Annotated in this window: 18 protein-coding genes; 8 read left to right on the top strand and 10 right to left on the bottom strand. The window is 72.8% G+C overall.

The genetic code is table 11. The features are described from left to right. The first annotated feature begins 171 nt into the window (after positions 1 to 171). Positions 172 to 369 carry a hypothetical protein gene (locus tag MNZ39_RS09425; protein WP_242337714.1) on the top strand — a complete coding sequence of 66 codons (198 nt, stop codon included), beginning with the start codon at positions 172 to 174 and terminating at the stop codon, positions 367 to 369. Positions 370 to 502: 133 nt separating this feature from the next. Here the strand turns inward: MNZ39_RS09425 and MNZ39_RS09420 are convergent, their stop codons facing one another. The 3 genes from MNZ39_RS09420 to MNZ39_RS09410 form a co-directional block, all read right to left on the bottom strand. Then, positions 503 to 3,478, bottom strand: a complete 2,976-nt coding sequence (locus tag MNZ39_RS09420; protein ID WP_242337712.1) for a biotin carboxylase N-terminal domain-containing protein — start codon at positions 3,476 to 3,478, stop codon at positions 503 to 505. A 43-nt stretch (positions 3,479 to 3,521) separates the two neighbouring features. Further along, on the bottom strand, positions 3,522 to 5,246 hold the full coding sequence (locus MNZ39_RS09415; RefSeq protein ID WP_242337710.1) for an acyl-CoA carboxylase subunit beta: 1,725 nt from the start codon (positions 5,244 to 5,246) through the stop codon (positions 3,522 to 3,524). Positions 5,247 to 5,537: 291 nt separating this feature from the next. Next, positions 5,538 to 6,086 (bottom strand): class I SAM-dependent methyltransferase, encoded by a 549-nt coding sequence (locus MNZ39_RS09410; RefSeq protein ID WP_242337708.1) that lies wholly within the window; start codon positions 6,084 to 6,086, stop codon positions 5,538 to 5,540. Positions 6,087 to 6,373: 287 nt separating this feature from the next. Between MNZ39_RS09410 and MNZ39_RS09405 the strand changes: the two genes are divergently transcribed. The 6 genes from MNZ39_RS09405 to MNZ39_RS09380 all read left to right on the top strand — a co-directional run bounded on the left by MNZ39_RS09405 (position 6,374) and on the right by MNZ39_RS09380 (position 11,100). Then, positions 6,374 to 7,156 (top strand): hypothetical protein, encoded by a 783-nt coding sequence (locus MNZ39_RS09405; RefSeq protein ID WP_242337706.1) that lies wholly within the window; start codon positions 6,374 to 6,376, stop codon positions 7,154 to 7,156. Between the two features lie 23 nt (positions 7,157 to 7,179). Then, entirely contained in the window at positions 7,180 to 7,455 is a 276-nt protein-coding gene (locus tag MNZ39_RS09400; protein WP_242337704.1) for a FeoA family protein, read from the top strand. Between the two features lie 14 nt (positions 7,456 to 7,469). Next, entirely contained in the window at positions 7,470 to 7,697 is a 228-nt protein-coding gene (locus tag MNZ39_RS09395) for a FeoA family protein (protein WP_242337702.1), read from the top strand. Then, a complete protein-coding gene (gene feoB / locus MNZ39_RS09390) occupies positions 7,694 to 9,907 on the top strand; it encodes a ferrous iron transport protein B (protein WP_242337700.1) in 2,214 nt (737 codons plus the stop codon). The genes MNZ39_RS09395 and feoB overlap by 4 nt, the downstream gene beginning before the upstream one ends. A 2-nt stretch (positions 9,908 to 9,909) precedes the next feature. Then, positions 9,910 to 10,134: a hypothetical protein gene (locus tag MNZ39_RS09385; RefSeq protein ID WP_242337698.1), complete on the top strand. Its 225-nt coding sequence runs from the start codon at positions 9,910 to 9,912 to the stop codon at positions 10,132 to 10,134. Positions 10,135 to 10,236: 102 nt separating this feature from the next. Continuing rightward, positions 10,237 to 11,100 (top strand): hypothetical protein, encoded by an 864-nt coding sequence (locus MNZ39_RS09380; protein ID WP_242337696.1) that lies wholly within the window; start codon positions 10,237 to 10,239, stop codon positions 11,098 to 11,100. A gap of 48 nt (positions 11,101 to 11,148) precedes the next feature. Here the strand turns inward: MNZ39_RS09380 and nrfD are convergent, their stop codons facing one another. Genes nrfD through MNZ39_RS09350 form a run of 6 tightly spaced genes read right to left on the bottom strand, consistent with a single transcriptional unit; the run spans position 11,149 to position 17,904 of the window. Next, on the bottom strand, positions 11,149 to 12,084 hold the full coding sequence (gene nrfD / locus MNZ39_RS09375) for an NrfD/PsrC family molybdoenzyme membrane anchor subunit (protein WP_242337694.1): 936 nt from the start codon (positions 12,082 to 12,084) through the stop codon (positions 11,149 to 11,151). Positions 12,085 to 12,100: 16 nt separating this feature from the next. Continuing rightward, positions 12,101 to 13,300 carry a YeeE/YedE thiosulfate transporter family protein gene (locus MNZ39_RS09370; RefSeq protein ID WP_242337692.1) on the bottom strand — a complete coding sequence of 400 codons (1,200 nt, stop codon included), beginning with the start codon at positions 13,298 to 13,300 and terminating at the stop codon, positions 12,101 to 12,103. Then, entirely contained in the window at positions 13,297 to 13,806 is a 510-nt protein-coding gene (locus MNZ39_RS09365) for a YeeE/YedE thiosulfate transporter family protein (RefSeq protein WP_242337690.1), read from the bottom strand. Before MNZ39_RS09365 ends, MNZ39_RS09370 begins: the two co-directional genes overlap by 4 nt. A gap of 9 nt (positions 13,807 to 13,815) precedes the next feature. Next, complete coding sequence (locus tag MNZ39_RS09360; protein ID WP_242337688.1) at positions 13,816 to 14,355, bottom strand: 4Fe-4S dicluster domain-containing protein; 540 nt, start codon at positions 14,353 to 14,355, stop codon at positions 13,816 to 13,818. Next, positions 14,352 to 16,586, bottom strand: coding sequence for a molybdopterin-dependent oxidoreductase (locus MNZ39_RS09355; RefSeq protein ID WP_242337686.1), 2,235 nt, complete (start codon positions 16,584 to 16,586; stop codon positions 14,352 to 14,354). The genes MNZ39_RS09360 and MNZ39_RS09355 overlap by 4 nt, the downstream gene beginning before the upstream one ends. Positions 16,587 to 16,629: 43 nt before the next feature. After that, positions 16,630 to 17,904, bottom strand: coding sequence for an OmpP1/FadL family transporter (locus MNZ39_RS09350; protein WP_242337684.1), 1,275 nt, complete (start codon positions 17,902 to 17,904; stop codon positions 16,630 to 16,632). A gap of 236 nt (positions 17,905 to 18,140) precedes the next feature. On the opposite strand from MNZ39_RS09350, the gene MNZ39_RS09345 reads away from it, so the two are divergent. Further along, on the top strand, positions 18,141 to 19,583 hold the full coding sequence (locus MNZ39_RS09345; RefSeq protein WP_242337682.1) for a sigma-54-dependent Fis family transcriptional regulator: 1,443 nt from the start codon (positions 18,141 to 18,143) through the stop codon (positions 19,581 to 19,583). Between the two features lie 21 nt (positions 19,584 to 19,604). On the opposite strand, the gene MNZ39_RS09340 is transcribed toward MNZ39_RS09345, so the two are convergent. Then, positions 19,605 to 21,701, bottom strand: coding sequence for a hypothetical protein (locus tag MNZ39_RS09340; protein WP_242337680.1), 2,097 nt, complete (start codon positions 21,699 to 21,701; stop codon positions 19,605 to 19,607). Between the last annotated feature and the right edge of the window lie 212 nt (positions 21,702 to 21,913).

Raw genomic sequence — 21,913 nt, 5'->3', positions numbered from 1 at the left:
CGCGTCTCTTGTACGCCCTGCGCCCTCCGCTGGGAAGCCCCGAGCGCCGGCTCGCCCGGCACGGACCCGGCTTGACCGCTCGTGGAGGGACGTCCGAGCCCCGTCTCTCCGAGCCGCGCTCCGGCCCCTCGTGGGCGGGCTTTTCACCGCTGGCGCGATTAACAATGAACGATGAGCGCCGCGCGCATCACCCGGTCCGTTCGCGGGCACCTCGTCGCGATCGAGCGCGTCGACTCGCACCTCTGGCGCGTGACCGTGGACGGGCAGCTGCTCGCGAGCTTCTGCACCGAGAGCCGCGCGCGCGCCGCGGGGACGGCGGAGGCACGTCGCCTCGAGCTCGTCGCGGGCGAGGGGCGCCGCCGCCAGTGAGCGGCGGGCGCCGCGCGCGCCGGCAGCCGCCGCCCCGTCTCGTCTGGACGAGGTGCCCCGCCAAAGAAGAAACGAAGAGCCCCGCCCGCCGGGCGAGGCTCTCGAGTGTCCGGCGGCCGGGCGGGCCGCCCGGCTACACGGCGAGGACGTAGTCGCCGGCCCGCACGAGGTCCAGCTCCACCTCGCGCGGCTCGACGTCGTACAGCTTCTCGTACGGCGTCATGAGCACCGCCTGGAGCTGCTCGGCGGTGCGCGCGCGCCGCTCGCGCTCGATGAGCTTGGGATCCTGCGCGACGAACTTCTCGTCCGGGGTGATCTTGAAGAGCGGCTGGCCCTTCTGCACGACCGTCCCGTCCGGCCCCGTCATGAGGACCCGGTCGATCGTGCCGGAGAACGGCGCGCGGACGGTGTTGAACATCTTCATGACCTCGATGATGTAGAGCGCCTGCCCCTTGTCGAAGTGCACGCCGTCGCTGACGAAGGGCGGCCTCCCGGGCGCCTCCTGGCGGTAGAGCATGCCGCCGAACGGGGCGACGAGCTCGTCGGCCTTCGTCGCGGGCGGCGGCACGAGGACCTTCTTCATGCGCGCCTGGAGCTCGGGATCGTTGAGGTACGCGGGGATCGTGACGTCGAGGTTCGCCTCCACGCGGAAGTCGAAGAACTTCACCGCCTCGGCGGCGGTGAAGAGGAGCCCGAGCAGCTCGTTGCCGGCCTCGTAGCCGAGGTGCGCGGCGCGGATCTGGCTCCAGGTCTCGGCGTCGTAGCCGCCCTGCGGGGCCTCGCTCTTCAGGATCTCGTTCAGCTTGTAGAACTCCTCCTTCTTGAGGCCGAACGTCTTCCGGAGCGCCACGTAGAACCGGATCGACTTCTGGAGCAGCTCGTGGTCGTGCTGCCAGATCACCTCGGCGGCCGGCTTCCGCGCGTCCCACCCCATGTTCAGGTACTCGTACGTGTCGTTGAGCACGCCGAGCGGGTTGCGGATCCAGAACACCTTGCCCTGCTCGAGCCGGTAGTGCTTGCGGTTCAGGCTGAGCCAGCCGGCGAGGAGGTGCGGCGCCTCGAGCAGCCGATCCATCACGCGCGTGAGCAGGGTGAGCTTGCGGTCGATCACCTCCGCCATGGCCTTCGTGACCGACGGGTCGCCGGGGCTCTCCTTCGCGATCTGCGCCGCGTAGTGCTTCTTCATCTCGGCGAACGCGTAGGCGGTGTCGAGCTTGCTCCCCTCCTCGGCGAGGAGCCCCACGAGCGTGAGGTACGGCACGACGAAGCGGGTGGTCGGCTTCGCCATCACGTTCTGGCCGAGGAACCAGTTGACGAGCCCGTAGTGGAACTCGAGGTTCGTGGCGAGGTTCACGCCGCGCAGGCTCGTCTTGCGCAGCACCTTGGCGAGGTGGAGGTAGCTGTCGAGGCGATCCTCGCCCTTCGTGAGGAGCAGCGCGATGTTGGAGTCGTACGCGCCCGCCACGTGGTAGCGCATGAACATGCCGGTGTCCGGGTTCGGCATGCTGATGCCCTGGTCGTCGCGGATCTCGCCCTCGATGGGCTTCGACCAGAAGCGGATGAGGCCGCCCGCGTGCGGCGAGAGCGAGGCGTCGGTCGCGTTGAGGCGCGCCTCGGCCGCGGCGCCGAAGCGCGGGATCCGCGTGGGCTTCGGGAGCCGCTCCTTGTGGCGCGCGAGGAGCGCCATCGCCTCGACGAGCGACTCGACCACGAACGCGTCGCTCGGGTCGTCCGGGTTCGCGAAGCGCAGCGAGTAGCAGAGCTCCGTCACCCGGTGCTCGACCTGGATGCGGGTGTTGACCTCCATGAAGTAGTAGCGGTCGCGATCGACGATGCACTCGAAGGTCGAGGCCGAGTCGAGCCCGACCGCGGCGCCGAAGCGGGCCGCGTCGTCCTCCATCCGCTTCAGGATCTCGAGGTCGGTCGCGAGCGCGCGGGCCTCGTCCTTCCGCCCCGCCCGCTCCGAGCGCTCGATGGCGGCGGCGAGCCCCTCCTGCGTGACGGAGATCTCGAGGAGCTTCTGCTCGTGCATCTGCAGGGAGCAGTCGCGGCCGCCGAGCGAGACGCACCACTTCCCGTTGCCGAGGAGCTGGATCTCGTTGTGGCGGGTCTGCTCGATGTTGAGCTCGATGAGGACGTTCTTGTTGTCGCCGACGCCGGTCGCCTTGACCTCGTTCAGGACCTCGCGGACGAGCGTGGGGGCCTCGGCGGCCGCCTCCTCGATGAGCTTCGCGTCGGCGTGCCTCGCGGTGAGGAGCGCGCCGCCCAGGATGCGCTGGCCCTTGCCGCCGCCGCCGCCGATGGCCTTGAGGCGCACGCGCGTGCCGGGGTGCTTCTTGAACATCTCGGCGACCTCGCGCTGCACCTGCCAGCCGAGCTCGTCGATGGTGTAGAGGTCGATCCCCTTGGCGTAGGACGCCATGAGGACGTGGTCGGCGAGCTCCTCGAGCGACAGCTGCTCGTCCTTGAGGAGCTTCCGGTCGACGGTGAGGTCCTCCGCCTCCACGAGCGCGAGGAGCGCCTTGCGCGTCTTGTGCTTCGAGAGGAGCGTGCGCGCGGTGACGTTGTTCACGCCGGGCGTCACGGAGACGCCCACCTCCAGCGCGGTCCGCTTGGCCTCGTCCTTCTTGCCGGCGCGCGCCTGCGTCACCGAGTTCGGGCCGATGAACTTGAGGCCCGCCCGCTCGAGCGTCGCGACGAACTCCTCGTCCTCCGCCATGAACCCGTAGCCGGCGAACACCGAGTCGTAGCCGTTCTCGTGCGCGATGCGGACGATCTGGTTCATCCGCTCGACGCGCTCCTCCTTCGTCGCGCCGGTGTAGTCGGGGACCCGGTGCACGCGGCTCGTGTCGGTGAGCTGGCGCAGCTCGGGGGCGAGCGCGTTCGCGTAGACGATGGAGTCCTTCTCGGAGAGGAGGATGCCGTAGTGGCGGATCCCCATCTCCTCGAAGACGTCCATCGCCTCCTTGCGGATCGGGCCGCGGCAGACGATGAGCGGCTTCAGGTCCTCGCAGGCGAAGGAGCGGATCCACGCGGAGCCGGCCTTGCCGAGGCGGCGGTCGCGGTGAACGAGGGGGTTCGTCTTGTAGTAGTCGGCGGTCGGAGCCATCGGTCTCAAGTCTCCAGTCTTGGATTCGGGTCGAGCCGCGGACCTAGTGGAACTCGCGCTGCGGGCCGGACATCGGGGACGGCTTGTAGTGCCGGAGCAGGAAGCCCATGTTCTCGCCGAGGACCTTGCGCAGCTCGGTGGGCATCACGAGCGAGGAGATGGAGCCGAGCGCGAGCCCTTCCTTCGGGTTCATGAGCTCCTTCTCGTAGCGGCGGTTGAGCGCGGCCTCCTGCTGCTTCAGCCACTCCGCCGCCTCCTTCTCCGCGTCCTTCTTGGCGGCGGGGCCCTCCATGCCGGCGGCGGTGCGCTGCTCGACGCCCTTCTTCACCATCTCGGCCGCCGCGCCGCGGACCTTGCGCAGCTCGTCCTTGTAGACGAACTCCTTGCCCGCCGGCCCCATCACCGCGAGGCGCGTGGTCGGCAGCGCGAGCACGAGGTCCGCGCCGGTCGGGTAGTTGTTGTAGGACGCGTACGCGCCGCCGAAGGCGTTGCGCAGGATGAGCAGGATGCGCGGGGTGCGCACGTCGACGATCGCGTCGAGCATCGAGCGGCCCGCCTGCACGATGCCGCGCGCCTCCTGCTCGCGGCCGGGGAGGAAGCCGGTCGTGTCCTCCATGAAGATGATGGGGATGTTGTAGATGTTGCAGAACCGCACGAACCTCGCGATCTTCAGCGCGGTGTCGCAGTCGATCTGCCCGGAGCCGACGGCGCTGTTGTTCGCGACGAAGCCGACGACGTTCCCGCCGAGCCGGCCGAACGCGGTGACGACCTCCCGCGCGCGCTCCGGCTGGATCTCGAAGTAGTCGCCGTAGTCGCACACCTGCTGGATGATGATCGACACGTCGAACGGCGTGTTGAAGCCGGTCGGCGAGTTGAACGCCTTCTTGAGCAGCGTGTTGATCTCCCAGGTCTTCCGGTCGAGCGGGTCGCTCGTCGGCTGGAACGGCGCGGAGACGCCGTTGTTGTCGGGGAGGTAGGCGAGCAGGCGCACCGCCTGGCGGAGCGCGGCGAGCTCGTCCGCCACGGTGAGGTCGGCGACGCCGGAGGCGCCGTGGACCTTGGGGCCGCCGAGCTCCTCGGGCGTGATGTCCTCGCCGAGCACCGACTTCACGACGCCCGGGCCGGTGAGGCCGAAGAAGGTGTCGTTCGGCTGGATGACGAAGCTGCCCTGGCGCGGCAGGTACGAGCCGCCGCCCGCGTTGAAGCCGAACATGCACATGATGGACGGCACGACGCCGCTGATCTTGCGCAGCGCGGTGAACGCCTCGGCGTAGCCGTCGAGCCCGCCCACGCCGGCCGGCACGTACGCGCCGGCGCTGTCGTTCATGCCGATGAGCGGCATGCCCTTCTCGCCGGCGAGCCGGAAGAGGCGCGCGAGCTTCGAGCCGTTCGTCGCGTCCATCGAGCCCGCGCGCACGGTGAAGTCGTGGCCGTAGCAGGCGACGTCGCGGCCCCGGACGTTCAGCACCGCCGTGACGAGCGACGCGCCGTCGAGGTTCTTGCCCCAGTTCTGGTAGAGGACGATCGGATCCTTGTCCGTCAGGACGCGGATGCGCTCCCAGACCGTCATGCGCCGCTTGAAGTGCTGCTTCTCGATCTGCTCGATGCTGACCGAGCGGATGGGGCGCTGGACGAGGTCGTGCCCTTCCCTCATCGCCTCCTCGTAGCCGCCGGTCTCGCGGGCGATCTCGCCCGGGATGTTGAACTCGACCTTCTCGACCGGATCGAGCGGGTTGGTCAGGATCGGTTTGATCGCCTTCGTGGCCATGGGCTCGGTCCTCTGTACGACGCTGTGTGAATCCCGCGCAAAGCGTGCCGATCGCCCGGTCAGCCTGGCGGCGAACCGCGCTCGGGCTTCGTCACGAAAAAGTGCGTGATTGTCACAAAGCACCGCGCGCCCGGGCAAGGGGTCTCGCAGCTTTTGCGCCCCGGATCGCACCTCGGAGCGCCCGCTTCGTGGACCGGTGGGGGCGGCGACGCAGCGCGCCGCGCCGGCCGCGGAGGGGCGCACGAGCAGGCGCCGCCCGGCCTCCGGCGGGCCTCTCTGCGCGGGGAACCGCTACGCCTTGACGAGCACCGCCGCGTGGCTCCGCCACACGGCCGGACGCGCGGCGACGAGGAGCCCTGCGTCCGAGGCGGCCACGAGCTCGCGCTCGAGCTCCGCCGTAGAGACGTGCCCGCTCGGCTCCCCGAGGAGCAGCCGGCCGCCGGGCCGGAGCGCCGCGGAGGCCTCCCCGAAGAAGCGCGCCGCGCTCGGCAGCTCGTGCACGATCGCGAACGCGACCACCACGTCGACCTCGCCCGCGAGATCCTCGACGCCCAGCGTGTCGGGGTGGGCGAGCCGGAGGTCGAGCCGCTCGGCGAGGCCGGCGCGACGGCGGAGGGCCTCGAGCATCTTCGGCTGGAGCTCCACCGCCACGACGCGGCCGGAGGGCCCGACGAGCCTCGCGAGGTCGAGCGTGAAGAAGCCCATGCCCGGCCCCGGCTCGAGCACCGTCATCCCCTCCGCCACGTACGGGCGCAGGAGCGTGAGCGGGTTCTGCACGAGCCGCCGGAGCGGGTTCACCAGCAGATAACCCAGCCACCAGGGGCAGACGCGGTGGGCCATGGGCTCCGGGATCGCCCATCCGGCGGGGGCACGGTAGCGCGACGTTGGGGTGCGGCCACGGGGCGCGATCTCGCGGCGAGGATCACGTGAGCCCGGGCGGACTTGGCCCATTCCCTTGATTGTCGTCAACTCAGCCGCACTGCGAGTCCGTGGATCGGACCCGCTGAGACCGAGTATCGTCCGTTTCGAAATTGAGAATGATTCGCAAGATTGGCGGCCAGAGGACCTCGAGCCCAGCGCCCCGACCCCGGAGCCCGCACGCGGGCGCCGGCCCGAGGTGACCGAACATGCGCCCCACGCACTCCTGCTGCTCTTCGCGCTCCCGCCGCTACCGCCGCGCCGCCCTCCTCGCCCTCGCCGCCCTCGCCGTCGCGCCGCTCCTCGCGCGCTCGCAGGAGGACGCGCCCGGCCAGGAGGAGCCCGAGCTCGTCGCCGAGGCGCTCTTCCTCTGCGACACGCTCCCACCCGCAGGGCGCGACCTGAACCTCTCCCTCGCCCTCGCCGAGGGCGAGCCGGATCCCGTCACCGGGGAGACCGCGCTCCAGGCCTCGCCGCGCGTCCAGCTCGCGATGGGGCTGGGTGAGCGCGTCGGCCTCTCCGCGGACGTGGGGCTCGGCACGGGGGGCACCGTCGCGCTCGACACCCCCGGCGCGTCGCTCAAGCTCCTGCTCCGCGCCCCGAGCGCGACGCGGACCGGGCTCTCCGCGTCGGTCGATCTGTTCGGCTCGACGCACTCCCTCCACGAGGCGGAGGCCGGCCTCGGGCTCGGCGCCATCCGCGCGCTCGGCCGCATGGCGCTGCGCGCGAGCGCGAGCGTCGCGAGCGGCGTCACCGCGTGGTCGCCGCACCTGCACTTCGGCACGTCGGCCGCGGTGGCGCTCGGCGCCCGCTGGCGCGCGCTCGCCGAGGTGGTCTCCGAGGTCTCCGCCGGCGAGGTCGCGGTCTCCGCCGGCCCCACCGTGAAGGTCGCGCTCGCCGAGAACAGCGCGCTCATGGCCGGCGCGCTCTTCCCGGTCTCGCAGGGCGGTGGCCTGCCGGTCTTCACCTTCCAGCTCACGCAGTCGATGTGACTCGCAGTCGGAGAACCCGCCACATGCCTCGTTCCAGCAGCACCGCAGCGGACGGCTCGCCCGCCCCGCGCCCCGGGATGCCCCTCGGCCTCCTCGGCGACGGGGAGTCCGCGGAGATCGTCGCCGTCGCCACCGCCGCGCGCGGCGGGTGCGAGTCGCGCGCAGAGGAGATGGGCCTCCGCATCGGCAAGCGGGTCGTGATGCTCAGCAACGGCGCGGGCCCGGTGCTCGTCAAGGTGGACGAGTCGCGCATCGCGGTCGATCGCGGCGTCGCCATGAAGATCAAGGTCACCAAGTGACGGAGACGACGGAAATGAACCTGGCGAGGCTCTCTCCCGGCGAGAAGGGGCGCATCACGGCGATCGGGGCGATCGGCCCGATGCGGCGGCGGCTCATGGACATGGGGCTCCTCCCCGGCGAGGAGGTGCGGGTGGAGAAGGTCGCCCCGCTCGGCGATCCCATCGAGGTGCGGATCCGCAGCTACCACCTGTCGCTCCGCAAGAAGGAGGCGGAGGGCATCGCGGTGGAGGTGACGCCGTGAGCGCCGCGCCGAAGCTCTCCCCGGTCTCCGCAGAGCACCCCGGCGCCGCGCGGTCGATCACCATCGCGGTCGCCGGCAACCCCAACTCCGGCAAGTCCACGCTCATCAACGCGATCGCCGGCAGCCGCCTGCACGTGGGCAACTGGCCGGGCGTCACCGTGGAGAAGAAGGAGGCCGCCTTCGAGCACGAGGGGCGGCGCCTGCGGCTCGTCGATCTGCCGGGCACCTACTCCCTCTCGCCCTACTCGCAGGAGGAGATCGTCGCGCGCGACTACCTCGCCCACGAGCGGCCCGACGTCATCGTGAACGTCGTGGACGCGACGAACCTCGAGCGGAACCTGTACCTCACGGTGCAGCTCCTCGAGCTCGGCATCCCGGTGGTGATGGCGCTCAACGTGTACGACGAGGCGCAGGCGAAGGGCCACCGCATCGACGTGCGCGGCATCGAGGCGCGGCTCGGCGTCCGCGTGGTCCCGACCTCCGCGACGCGCAAGCAGGGCCTCGAGGAGCTGCTCGGAGCGGTCGTCGCCACCGCCGACCGCAGCCACGTCCGGACGATCGCCCCGCTCTCCTACGGCCCCGACCTCGACGGCGCGACCGCGGGCGTGGCGCGCGCCCTCGAGGAGCGACACCCGGAGCTCACCGCGCGCCTCCCCGCGCGCTGGCTGGCGCTGAAGCTCGTCGAGGGGGACGCGCGCGTCCTCGAGGAGACCGGCCTCGAGCGCGACGCCCTCGTCGCGGCGCCGCTCGCCCACCTCGTCGCCGCCCACGGCGACGACGTGGAGGCGATCGTCGCCGAGGCCCGCTACGGCCTCGCGGCGGGGCTCACCCGCGAGGTGCTCGAGAGGCCGAGCCTCCAGAAGACCGAGCTCACCGAGCGGATCGACCGGGTGGTCCTGAACCGCTTCCTCGGGATCCCCATCTTCCTCGCCGCCATGTGGCTCGTCTTCAAGCTCACGTTCGATCTCTCCGCCCCCTTCGGCGACTGGATCGACGCGATGACGAGCGGCCCCTTCAAGCGCTGGGCGGCGGTCCTGCTCGGCGCGATCGGCGCGCCGGGCTGGACGGTGTCGCTCGTGAACGACGGCGTCATCGCGGGCGTCGGCTTCGTGCTCGTCTTCGTCCCCGTCATCTTCGCGATGATGTTCTTCATCACCTTCCTCGAGGGCTCCGGCTACATGGCCCGCGCCGCCTTCGTGATGGACAAGGCGATGCACGCGATGGGGCTCCACGGGAAGTCGTTCATCCCGATGGTCCTCGGCTTCGGCTGCAACGTCCCCGGCGTGTACGCCACCCGCACGCTGGAGAGCGGGCGCGACCGCATCCTCACCGCGCTCCTCATCCCCCTCATGTCCTGCGGCGCGCGCCTCCCCGTGTACGTGCTGTTCGTCGGGGTGTTCTTCCCGCAGCGGCCCGGCACGGTCATCTGGTCGCTCTACGTCATCGGCATCGCGCTCGCGATCACCATGGGCGTCGTCTTCAAGAAGACGCTGTTCCGCGGCGAGGCGCCGGCGTTCATCATGGAGCTCCCGCCCTACCGCATGCCGTCGCTGCGCAGCCTGTGCCTCCACACCTGGGAGAAGGGGAAGCACTTCCTCACCAAGGCCGGCACCTACATCCTCGCGGTGTCCGTCATCGTCTGGTTCATGCTCAACCTGCCCTGGGGCGTGGAGCACAAGAAGGACTCGTACCTCGGCAAGGCGGGGCAGGTGATGGCGCCCGCGCTCGCGCCGCTCGGCTTCGGCACCTGGGAGGCGGCGTCCTCGCTCATCACCGGCGTCATCGCCAAGGAGATCGTGGTCGGCACGATGTCCGAGATCTACGCGCCGAAGCCCGCCCACGAGGAGCAGGCGCCGACGTTCGCCGAGGACCTGCGCGAGATCGGCACCTCGTTCGTGGGCGCCGGGCGCGAGGCGCTCTCGAACGTGGTGTCCACCGCGGGGCTCTCCTCCATCTCCATCGACAAGGCCGACGAGGCGCCCTCCCCGCTCAAGGACGCCGTGCGCGGCGCGTTCACGCCGCTCACCGCGCTCGGCTTCATGGTGTTCGTGCTGCTCTACATGCCGTGCGTGGTGGTCGCCATCGCCATGCGCCAGGAGTTCGGCGGCTGGAAGTGGTTCGGCGTCGCCTTCGCGTACCAGACGGCGCTCGCCTGGGGGATGGCGCTCCTCGTCTACCAGGGCGGCCGCCTGCTCGGGCTGGGGGCGTGAGCATGGGCCTCGAAGACGCCGTCATCGCCGCGCTCGTCATGGCGGGCGCGCTCTACCTCCTCTACCGCTCGCTCTGGAGGGGCGGAGGCGCCTGCCACGGGTGCTCGTCGGGCGGCGCGTGCAGCGCCCGGGCACGCGCACCCGCGCCCCTCGTGACGCTCGGCCGCCGCCCGGAGCCGCGCCCACCGCGGCCGTCGGCCTCCGCCGGCGGCGGCACGGGGACCTGATCCGCTCCTCGCACCCCCTCGCCCATCCCGCAGCCCGACTCGACCCGGGGAGGAAGCTCCCCCGGGACCCCACCCCACTCGAATCGCCGGAGCACGCACCCGATGTCCTCGAACCGCCTCCTCGCCCTGCTCACCGCCGTCGCCCTCTCGGCCCCCGCCGCCGCCCTCGCGGAGGGGGACCTCCCGATCCAGGACAACAGCTTCCTCATCGAGGAGGCCTACAACCAGGAGCCGGGCGTCATCCAGCACATCAGCACCTTCAGCCGCGTCGGCGGCACGGGCGCGTGGCTCTACTCGTTCACCGAGGAGTGGCCGGTGCTCGGGCAGACCCACCAGGCGAGCGTCACGCTCAACTACGCCGGCCTCGAGGCCCCCCGCGCCACCGGGCTCGGCGACCTCATGCTCAACTACCGCTGGCAGGCGATCGGGAGCGGGGAGACGGAGGTCGCGCTGGCGCCGCGCCTCTCGGTCCTCGTCCCCACCGGCGACGAGCGGCGCGGGCTGGGGCTCGGTGGCGCCGGCGTCCAGGTGAACCTGCCGCTGAGCGCCATGCTCGGGCGGCGCTTCGTGACGCACGTGAACCTCGGCGGAACGTACGTTCCGTCCGCGCTCGCCTCCGACGGCGGCCACGGTGCGCTCACCTCGTTCTCAGCCGGGCAGAGCCTCATCTGGCTCGCCCACGCGCGCTTCAACGTGCTGACGGAGGTGCTCTACACGCGCTCGGAGACGGCGCGTCCCGGCGCGAACGATCACGCGGAGACGTTCACCGTCAACCCGGGCGTGCGCGGCGCGATCGACTTCGCGAGCGGGCTGCAGATCGTCCCGGGCGTCAGCGTGCCGCTCGGCGTCGGGCCGAGCCACGGGGAGCGCGCCGTGTTCCTGTACCTGAGCTTCGAGCACCCGTTCCGCCTCGCCGGTCCGACGGCCGAGGCGTCGGCGAAGCCGAGCGCGGACGGGCGTGGATGACGGTGGCGTGCCGCCGGCGCGCGGGCACGGCGCCGGCGCCCCGCGCCCTCAGGCCTGGCCCGCCGCGACCAGGATCCAGCGCAGCGCGAGCCCGCCCGCGAGCACCAGCGCGGGCGCCACGCGGGTCGCGCCGAGGTGCAGGCGCACCTCGAGCGTCTCCATGAGGAGCGGCACGGCGAGGCCGCCGAAGACCACGAGGGCGAAGAACTGCGCCGTGAACGGGCCGCCCAGCAGGAGCCCCGCGGCGGCGTGACCCGCCGCGCCTCCCGTGGAGAGCCCGACGAGGAACAGGACGATGAGCGCCGCCTCGACGGTGATCGCCGCACGGTCCCAGCGCGCGACGAGCCGCCGCTCGTCCGCGTCGAGCCCGAAGAGGAGCAGGAAGGCCGCGCCGGTGGAGAGGCCCGAGACGAGGAAGAGCGGGCCGAGCAGGGCGGAGCTCCACAGGGCGCGCGCGCCGAGCGTGGAGAGGAGGACGCCGGTGTACACGCCGAGCGCGACGCCCACCCACAGGTTCGCGCGGAGGAGCGCCGGCGCGCGGCGGAGCGCGTACGCCCGCGCGGTCCGGACGAGGCCGCCCAGGCCGACGCGGCCGGCGAGCGCCGCAGCCCGCGCGGCCTGCGCCTCGTCGAGCCCGCCGAGCGCGACGAGCAGGCTCACCGGGTAGACGGCGACCAGGATCCACGCGCCCCACGACATGGGCGAGGACGGCCGGAGCGCGAGGTAGAAGCGCGCGATGTGGAGCTTGTGGGCGAGGTCGAGGAACAGGGCGCCCATGCCCACCGACACGAGCACCGGCGCGGCGAAGGCGAGCCAGCGCGCGGCGGGGGAGCGCTCCGGCCGCCGCGCGGCGAGGAGTGAGGTGACGATCATGAGCCCGGCCGCCATTCCGCCGAGGAAGAGGTAGACGGGGACCTCCCAGCCCCAGACGTGCAGCTGCGGATCGATGAGCCGGCTGTGCCGCGCGAGATCGAGCTCGGTCATGGTGGTCTCCCGTTCGTTAGCCGCTGCAGCCGCCGCCGCCCGCCTTGCGCGGCCCGCCGGGCGCCGCGGCGGGCACGGGGGGCGGCGGCGCCGCCTTCATTCCGGTCATCGCCGCCTGGATCCCGGCGCGCAGCCGGTACGCCTCGAGGTCGGAAGCCGGCGCGCCCGGAGCGGGCGGAGCGGGCGGGGTGAGCGCGAACGCCTCCCACGCCGCAAAGCCGCCCTCGAGGGCGTACACGCGGCCCGGGTAGGCCGCGGCGGCCTCCGGCATGGCGGGGAGCTCGGCGGCCCCGACGAGCACGAGGTCGCGCCCGGGGCTCGCGTCCGCGAGCCCGAGCGTGCCGAGCTTGTCCTGCGGGACGCACTCGGCGCCGGGGATCCGCTTCGCCGAGCAGGCCTCCATCGGCCTCAGATCGACGATGCGGAGCTTCCAGGGCTCGTCGAACACGCGGCGGGCCAGCGCGAGCGGCGCGAGGCCGGTCGGCGCGCGCCCGCCCTCGCGGGCCACCGTCGGCGCCGCGAGGCCCACGAGGCCCAGGGCGGCCGCGACGGCGAGCCCCGCGAACACGAAGCGCCCGGGCCGCCCCGCCGGCGTCGGGACCGCGCCGGGATGGGAGCGGCCTGCGAGGACGCGCTCCAGCTTCTCCGCGCCGACGAAGCACCCGACCGCCATCGCGGTCACGGCGAGCGCGACGACGTACGGGCCGGAGCGCGGCGAGAGGTGGAACAGCTCCCAGAGGTAGAAGTTGCCGAGGTCGCCGGCGTTGTGGAAGGTCGCGAACCCCGGCCGCCACTCGAGCTCCGCCCAGAGGACCTGCCCCACGATGACGCCGAGCACGGTCATGAGCCCGTCGAGCTTGCCGGAGGCCATCGCCACGAACGAGGTGCCCGGGCAGTAGCCGGAGACGATGAAGCCCGCGCCGAGCAGGAACCCGCCGGCGACCATCGGCACGAGGTAGGTGCCGCTCACGGCGTGATCCGCGAGCGCCTTGAAGTCGGCGAGCCCCAGCGCCGAGGCGAGCACGACCCCGAGCATGGCCGTCACGATCGCGCTGAACATGACCTTGAAGACGGTCATGTCCTCCCCGTAGAACTGGGCGGCGAGCTTGTTGGCGCGCCCGAAGCCGGCGCGCTCGAGCACGAACCCGAACCCGAAGCCGATGAGGACCGCGGCGACGAGCCCGAGCTCGAAGGGCGGCAGGATGGGGAACGTCATCTCCACTCCCTCCTCAGGAACCAGGCGAGCGCGTAGCCGCCGCCGAACACCGAGAACATGAAGGCCCAGGCGCCGACCGACAGGAGCGCGCCGCCCGAGAGCGCCTGGCCGGAGGTGCAGCCGCGCGTCATCTTGGCGGCGGCGCCCATGAGCACGCCGCCCGCGAGCGCGAGCGCGAGCCGCGCGCCGTTGCCGATGCGGGGCCCCTTCAGCACCTCGCCGCGCAGCCGGCCGGAGGTGTAGGCCGCGACGACGCCGCCGAGCAGCGCGCCGAAGATCTCGAACACGAGCCAGGTCACGTGCGGGCTCGCCTCCGCGCGCGCGAGGGACGGCGTGCTCGCCACGTGCGAGGGCGCGAAGACCTCGAGCGCGGCGATGCCCGCGCGGAGCGACGCGCCGGAGGCGCCGAGGCCCGAGCCCATCACCAGGAACGAGGTGAAGAGCACGAGGCCGAGGGCCACGCCGGCGAGGTACGGGTTCCAGAACTTGTCGGGGTTCCGTTGCATCTCGGGCTCCTACGTGAGGAAGAACACGTTCGGCTCGTTGCCCGACCCGGGCTGGAGCACCTTCACGCGGCGCGAGCGGGTGAGCTCCGCGACGCGGCTCGCCGGGTCGGCGAGGTCGCCGAAGGTGAGCGCGCGCGTGGGGCAGGTCTCCACGCAGGCGGGGAGGTTCCCCTCGCGGACGCGGTGCAGGCAGAAGGTGCACTTGTCCACGAAGCCCTCCGGGTGGACGTAGCGCGCGCCGTACGGGCACGACGCCACGCACGCCTTGCAGCCCGTGCACTTCGACCGCGTCACGGCCACCACCCCGCCGTCGGCGACGTGGCTCGCGCCCGTCGGGCAGGCGGAGACGCAGGAGGGGCGGCTGCACTGGTTGCAGCGCTCCGAGCGGATCTCCATCGAGAGCCCCGGGAACGCGCCGTGCGTCTCCTCGGCGATCCAGCCGCGGAACCCGCCGCTCGGCAGCGCGTTCTCCGTCTTGCAGGCGATGACGCAGGCGTTGCAGCCGACGCAGCGGGCGGTGTCGACCGCCATGGCGTAGCGCTTCCTCATGCCGACCTCTCGGCGCGCTCGAGGCGCACGAAGTTCACGCTCATGCCGGTGCCGCCCATGATGGGGTCGACGGCGTAGCGGGTGACGAGCGCGCTGTCGGAGGCGCCGCGGCCGTACGCGTAGCCGAGCCGCTTCGCGGTCTGCCCCCAGCCGTGCACGAGGTACACGCAGTCACCGCGGATCCGCTGCGTCACCTTCGCGCGCACCGGCCCGGAGCGCGCGCCGTCCTGGTTCACGAGGAACACGCGCTCGCCGTCCTCGAGCGGCTGCGCGAACCCGGGCAGCGCGCGCGCGACGTCCGCGTTCACCCACACCTCGTTCTCCGGGTAGGGCTCGGCGAGGAGCCGGTTGTTCACCGTGCGGCCGAAGGTGTGCGTCGGGGCCCGCCCCATGAGCAGCCGGAACTGGCCCGGGGGCGGCTCCTCGTGCGGGTAGTACTGGGGGAGCGGGTCGAAGCCGAGCTTCGCGAGCTCCTCGCTGCGCAGCTGGATCTTGCCCGACTCGTGGGGCACCTCGACCGCGAGCCCCTCCTCCTCGCAGGTCGCGACCTCGCGGCCGAGCACGACGCCCGTCTCGCGGGCGCGGGCGACGTCGTGGCCGCCCGCGCGGAGCCGCGCGTCCACGTACTCGCGCGCGTCCTTCCAGGGGAAGTGCTCCGCGAGCCCCACGCGCCCGGCGAGCTCCTTCGCGATCCACCAGCCCGGCTTCGAGTCGTGGAGCGGCGGCACCACCTCCTGCCGCACCGCGAGGAACGGCCGCTTGTACGCGGGCGCCGCGATGTCGTCGTCGCGCTCGAGGTAGGTCGCCTCGGGGAGCACCACGTCGCTCCACCCGCAGATCTCCGCGGGCAGCACGTCGATCGACACGACGAGGTCGAGCCCCTCGAGCGCCTTCACCGTCTGGCGCCGGTCGGGCAGCGCCTGCATGAGGTTGCAGCCGTAGATGAGCCAGGCCTTGAGGTCGTAGAGCGCCTGGCCCGACACGCTCGCGTCGCACAGGCCCGAGGCGATGACCTCGGTGGCGACCGGGAAGCCGCCCTTCTTCGGCCGGTCGGCCGCGCCCTTCCCCCCGTGCGGAGGCTCGGCCGTCACCGGGTACGGCGGGAGCGAGAGCTTCGCGTGGCTCACGTAGCCGCCGCGCCGGCCCCAGCTGCCGAGCAGCGCGGAGAGGATCGCCATGGCCCGCGCGCGCTGGGTGTCGTCGCCGTACCAGGTGGTGTGGCGGCCGGGGTGGACGAGCGAGGCGGGGCGCGCGGAGGCGATGAGCCGCGCGCTGTCGCGGATGAGCTCGGGGCGGAGGCCGGTGATGGGATAGGCCCACTCCGGCGTCTTGTCCGCCACGTGCGCGCGGAGCTCCTCGAGGCCGACCGCGTGCTTCGCGAGGTACTCGGCGTCGTAGGCGTTCTCCGCCAGCATCACGTTCATCCAGGCGAGGAGGAGCGCGATGTCGGTGCCGGGCTTGATGGGCAGCCAGTAGCGCGCCTTGCTCGCGGCGACCGAGAAGCGCGGGTCGACCACCACGAGCTCGGCGCCGCGCCCGACCGCCTCGGCGAGGTCCTGCACCTGGGTGTTGTGCATGTTCTCGCCGAGGTGGCTGCCGATGAGCGTGATGACCCGGGCGTTCGCGAGGTCGATCGGCTCCGGCGAGCCGAGCGGCGTGCCGAAGGTGAGGAGGTAGCCCGCCTCGCGCGGCCCGCGGCACTGCGCGTAGGACGGCGCGCCGACGTTGGGCGAGCCCCACGCCTTCATGAAGTGCTTGAACCAGGTGCCGCCCGAGCCGTGCGTGAAGAGCGCGACCGCCTCGGGGCCGTGCCGGCGCTTCACCTCGAGGAGCCCCTCGCCGACGCGGTTCAGCGCCGCGTCCCAGCTCACCTCCTCGAACACGTCTTCGCCCCGCTTCTGCGTGCGGACGAGCGGCCTCCTCAGGCGATCGGGGTCGTAGAGGAGGCCGGTCGCGCCGGCGCCGCGCGGGCAGAGCATGCCGCGGGAGAGCGGGTGGTCGGGGTTGCCGACCACCTTCGTCACCCGCCCGTCCTTCACGTGCGCCCTCACCCCGCAGCCCCAGAAGCAGAGCTCGCAGTACGAGGCGACCACGCGGTCGCCGTCGGTGGCGGGATCCTCCACGCGGTCCGCGTCGAGGCCCCACCAGCGCGTGGTGAGCCCGGACGCGAGGGCCGCGCCGCCGGCCGCCGCGCCGCCGATCTGGATGAACTTCCTGCGGGTGAGAGTCATCGCTGGCGCTCCTTCGAGGGAGATCCTGACGCGCCTTGCCGCGCTAGAAGTGGTAGGCGAGGCCGACGTCGATCTCGAGCTGCGACATCTCGGTCGAGTAGGCGGCGATGCCCTGGCCGTTGCCCATCGGCGGCGGCGGCGCGGCGTTCGAGCCCTCGAGCTTCGAGTTGAGCGCGTACATGCCGGCCACGTTCACGTTGAGCTTCTGGCCGATCGCGTAGCCGACGCCGGCGGTGAGGTGGTGCTCCGAGACGGCCGGGAACGCCATGTTCTCGAACGCGCGGTCCGGGTCGAGCGGCATCTTGCCGTAGTTGTAGCCGGCGCGGAGCGCGAGCTGCGCGGTCGGCTTCACCTGGGCGCCCACCTTCACCACCCACTGATCGCTCCAGCCCATGTTGAACGGCATGGCGCCGGTGGCGCTCGGGTCGCTCGTGTACTGCGGGAGCCCGTCACCCATCGTGCTCGACCAGTCGATCCACTGGACGTCCACCGCGAGGAGGAGGGCGTCCACCGGGGTCACGGCCACGCCGAGGGTGGCGCTCTGCGGCTGGTCGAACGAGAGCTTGTCGGTGCCGCCCGGGATCGTCGTGCCCGGCGCCATCGGGTTCGGGCGCGCCGGGACGTCGAACGAGAAGTCCTGGAACCAGCTGCGCGTCTCGTACGCGGCGCCCAGGGTGACGCGCTTCACCGGCGTGAACTTGACGCCGAAGGTGGCGCCGCCGCCCACCGCCGTGGAGGTGTCGTGCGCCGCCTGGCCGGCGCCGGAGGCGACGTCGTACTTCATCTGCGCCACCATGACGTTCGCGGTGACGCCGAGGCTGAGGCGATCGCTCACCCGGTAGGACGCGCCGGGCGTGAAGCGGCCCTGCATGTAGGAGGTGAGGGTCGGCCCGTAGTAGAGGTTCGTCGCGTAGTCGACGCCCATGCCGGCGACGCCGAACACGCCGAGGCCGGCGGAGATCCGGTCGGTCACCGGCTGGACGTAGGCGATGACCGGGATCGGCGAGGCGCCGCGGTCCGAGTCGAGGGACGCGCCGTCGTTCGCGACGAACATCGCGGGCATGCTCCCCGTCGCGCTGTAGCTGACCGACGGCTTGAAGTACGAGCCGCCGAGCTCGAAGCACCGCCCCAGGTCGGCGATGCCCGCCGGGTTGGTGAGGAGCGAGGCGCCGTCGAGCGTCGCGCCCACGCCCACGCCGCCCATGGCGTCCTGCACGGCGCCGAAGCCGATCATCCGCATGCCGTTCGTCGCGTGCGCCGCCGCCGGCGCGATCGTCGAGATCGCGGCGAGGAGCACGGTGAGCCTCTTCATCGTCATGGCCTCTTCCTCTCTCGTGGCACGCCGGGCGAGCCGGCGCGCGGTCCGTCGCCAGGCGGTTCGCTGCGTGGCGCAACTCTCGTCGCAGGCGGGCATTGCGCGCCGCGTGCCCGTTCGGGAGTCACGTCGAATCGCGGACTTGGCTCGAGCACGCGACTCTGCGTTTCAGGTGCGACGACACACCGCGTTTCACGGCGAAACGCGGTGTGTCAGGGTGTGCGACGAGGGAGAGTCCGATGGAACAGGCCCAGCACCCCACGAGCAACCGCGACGTCGCCTTCGCCGCCGTGAACGCCGCGTTCGGCTCGATCGGCCGCATCTGCATGGCGCTCGACGGACAGTTCCGGATCCGCCACGCCTCCGAGCGCGTGGAGTCGCTGCTCGGGCCGGGGGCCGCCGCGCGGATCACGGGTGCGCCGGTCGAGACGGTGCTCGGCAGCGAGCTGTTCGGGCCTGAGGGACCCCTCCGTCAGGCGCTCGTCGCGGGCGAGCGTCGCGAGGGGTGGCGCGCCTACCTCCAGTGCGAGCGCGGCCCGCGGCTGCTCTCGGTCACCGCCGCGCCCCTGCAGCACGACCCGCACGGCGTCTGCGATCCCTCCGCCGCCTACCTCGTCATCCTCCGTCCCGCCGACGACGAGTCGCCGGACGTCTGCGCGCCCGTCGCCGGCTTCGGCGTGATGTGCCGCTCGCAGGCCATGACGCGGGTGTTCCGCCTCATCGAGACGCTGCAGCACAGCGAGTCGACCGTGCTCGTCACCGGGGAGAGCGGGACGGGCAAGGAGGTGATGGCGCGCATCATCCACGCGCACTCGCCGCGCCGGAACGGCCCGTTCATCGCGGTGAACGCCGCGGCCCTCCCCGCCGAGCTGCTCGAGAGCGAGCTCTTCGGGCACGTGCGCGGCGCCTTCACCGGCGCGATCCGCGACCGGACCGGGCGGTTCGAGTCGGCCGAGGGCGGGACGCTCTTCCTCGACGAGATCGGCGACCTGCCGCTCGCCGTGCAGGTGAAGCTCCTGCGCGTCCTGCAGGAGCACACCTACGAGCGCGTCGGCGACGACAAGGTGCGCAGGACGAACGCCCGGATCATCGCCGCGACCCACCGCGATCTCCGCCGCGCCGTCGCCGCCGGCACCTTCCGCGAGGACCTCTACTACCGGCTGCGGGTGTTCCCGGTGGAGCTCCCGCCCCTGCGCGCGCGGCGCGAGGACATCGAGCCCATCGCGCGGGTCCTCCTCGGGCGCGTGGGCGCTCGGACGGCGCGGGCGCTGCACTTCTCGCCCGACGCGCTCCGCGCCCTCCTCTCCCACGACTGGCCCGGCAACGTGCGCGAGCTCGAGAACGCGCTCGAGTACGCCGCCACCGTGTGCAAGGGGCAGACGCTCCAGCCCGAGGACCTGCCGCCGGAGGTCGGCGCGGCCGCGGCGGCGCGCGCGGAGCCGCTCGTCGCGCCCGCGCCCGCCCTCGCCCCCTCCTCGACCCCGGCGGCCCTCCTCGCGATCGCCGGGCGCCGCGCCGTCCCGCACGACGAGCGCGCCACCCTGCAGGCGACGCTCGACGCCCACCGCTGGAACCGCGCGGACACCGCCAAGGCGCTCGGCCTCTCCCGCAGCACGCTGTGGCGGCGCATGCGGGCGCTCGGGCTGCTCGACCCCGCGGAGGCTTCCGGCGCGCTCGCCTGACGAGGTCCGCCGGCCTCGCGCTCAGGGCGCGCGCCGCCAGAGGCCGCCGTGGTGCGACACCCACGCGCCGGACCCGCACATGAGGCCCACGGGCATCTCGGCGCGCTCCCACGTTCGCCCGTCCCAGCGGAATCGATTCATGGGATCGTGGTTCCAGCGCGACGTCGGGACGGCCCAGACGTCGTCCGCGCCGGTCCCGAAGATGCAGCGCACCGGGTAGGTGGGGCCGGCGGTCCCCGCCCAGCGGCTGCCGTCCCAGCGGTAGGCGACCTCCCCGATCAACGCCCAGGCATCGTGCGGCGTCGCGCCCCACATCGCGCCGCGCTCCCAGGACGAATCGCGGGCCGTGAGCGCGCGGCACTCGGTCGCTCCGCGGAGCTCCTCGCTCCAGCCGCCGTCCGACCAGCGCCAGATGACCTGCTGCAGCACCGCCTCGTACGGCGGGTCGCCCTGGATCGGCGTGACCTCGAACCCCAGCGCGAACAGCAGCCCCGGGCGCGGCGTCCAGATCGCGTGCACCTCGCCCGGCGAGCCGCGGCCCGTCCACCGCTCGCCGTCCCAGTGGAAGACGCCCGCCTCGTTCGACGCCCAGGCGTCGGTCGCGCCGGTGCCGGTGAGCTTCTCCCGCAACGCGCGGTACCGCGGGTCCCAGGCCGAGGCCGCGCTCCGGTCGACACGGGTCGGCGTCCAGCGCACGCCGTCCCAATGGAGATAGCCGTCGCGGTGGGCGAGCCAGACGTCGCTCGCGCTCGAGCCGTACGTGGCCGTGTAGAGGAGCCCCACCTCCGAGGCGGGGAGCCGCGAGCCGGAGACGCGGACCCAGGTTGCCCCGTCCCAGCTCACGAGCTCCGCGCCGCCGTCCTCCGTCGGCGCGAGCACCCACGCCTCGTCGGCGGGCGCCAGGTTCCGGTCGATGACCCGCAGCTCGCCTCCGAGGTGAGCGCGAGGCGTCCAGCGCTCGCCATTCCAGTGGTAGAGCGCGCCGGACACGTCGTCCGTGCGCATGCCCCACACGTCGTGCGCCCCCGCCGCCCAGAGGACGCGGTCCGGCGCGTCCGCGACCTCGCTCCAGGCGCCGTCCGCGAGGTGGTGCTCGCCGACCCAGACGTCGCCGCGCGTCGCGACGAACACGGGGCCCGAGATCGACGCGTCCTGCGGCCACCACTCGGCCCCGTCGAACCTCCAGACGGTGGGCTCGGTCGAGCGGAACGGCTCCCGGGCCCGCGAACCGGCCTGCGGAGGAGACAGCGCGCTCGCCCACACGTCGTCCGGCGCCGAGCCCGAGATCGAGCCCAGCCCATCGGGCAGGCGGACGAGGCCTCCGCCCAGGCGCCACTCGGACCAGCTGCCGCCGCGACGCCGCACGACGGCGACCGCCCGCGTGTTCACGCCCGCCCGCAAGCCTTCCCACGGCAACGTGACGCCGAACACGTCGTCGATCCCCGCCGCCCAGACGCCGTACACGTCGCCGGCGTAGCCTTCCGGGCACGCGAACGTCTCCGCGACGGTGCCGTCGAACCGCTGGAAGCCGCAGCTCCACGTGCCGGTCCACGCCACCCCGTCCGAAGAGGAGATGGAACCCTGGGTGAACACCTCGCCGCGGGCCTGACGCGTCCAGCGCGTTCCGTCCCATCGGAGGAGCGTGAGCGGATCGGCCGTCCACGCCTCCGTCGCGCTCTTGCCCCACACGTCCCTCAGGTCGAAGCCGACGTACAGCGGGATCCCGCCCGGCTCGCGCGCGACGCCGAGCCACTCCGCGGACCACGCCGCGCCGTCCCAGTGGAGCATCCCGCCGAGCGTGGTCGTCGCCCACACGTCGCTCGGGCCGCTGCCCCACATGCTCCGGACGGGCGCGCCGCGCGGGAAGTTCCACCAGCACCAGCCCCCCGCGCACGGGCGGTCCGAGGTCGCGACGCCTGCCTCGACCGGCAGCAGCGACGCGGGGACCTCGACGTCCGGGGGGATCGGCCCGGAGGGTTGGCGCGGGTCCGGCGGCGGCCCGCTCGCGGGCGGTTCCCCTCCCGCCGGCGGTTCCGCGCTCGATCGGCCCGCTTCGCCACGCGAGAAGCAGCCGGCCGCCAGCACGGCCGCCACCACCACCACCCCCGTCGCGCGCATCGCCGGCCCCCGCTTTCACGCAGGGTACCCATTCACCATCCGTGCGCCCACGAGTCCGTGAGGGGCAGGCCCACCGTGGGGGGTGCGCCTCGTCCGACGCTCTCCGCCGAGGCCCGATCGCGGAGTCGCGGGGCGAGTGCCCGCCCGCGCCGCGCCCGGCCGGGCGGCGGCCTCGCCGCGCGCGCTCGGCCGCGCTCAGCCCGCGCTGCCCC

The sequence above is a fragment of the Anaeromyxobacter sp. SG66 genome (assembly GCF_022690805.1).
GTDB classification, from domain to species: domain Bacteria; phylum Myxococcota; class Myxococcia; order Myxococcales; family Anaeromyxobacteraceae; genus Anaeromyxobacter; species Anaeromyxobacter soli.
This window is presented reverse-complemented; position numbering and strand designations above follow the sequence as displayed.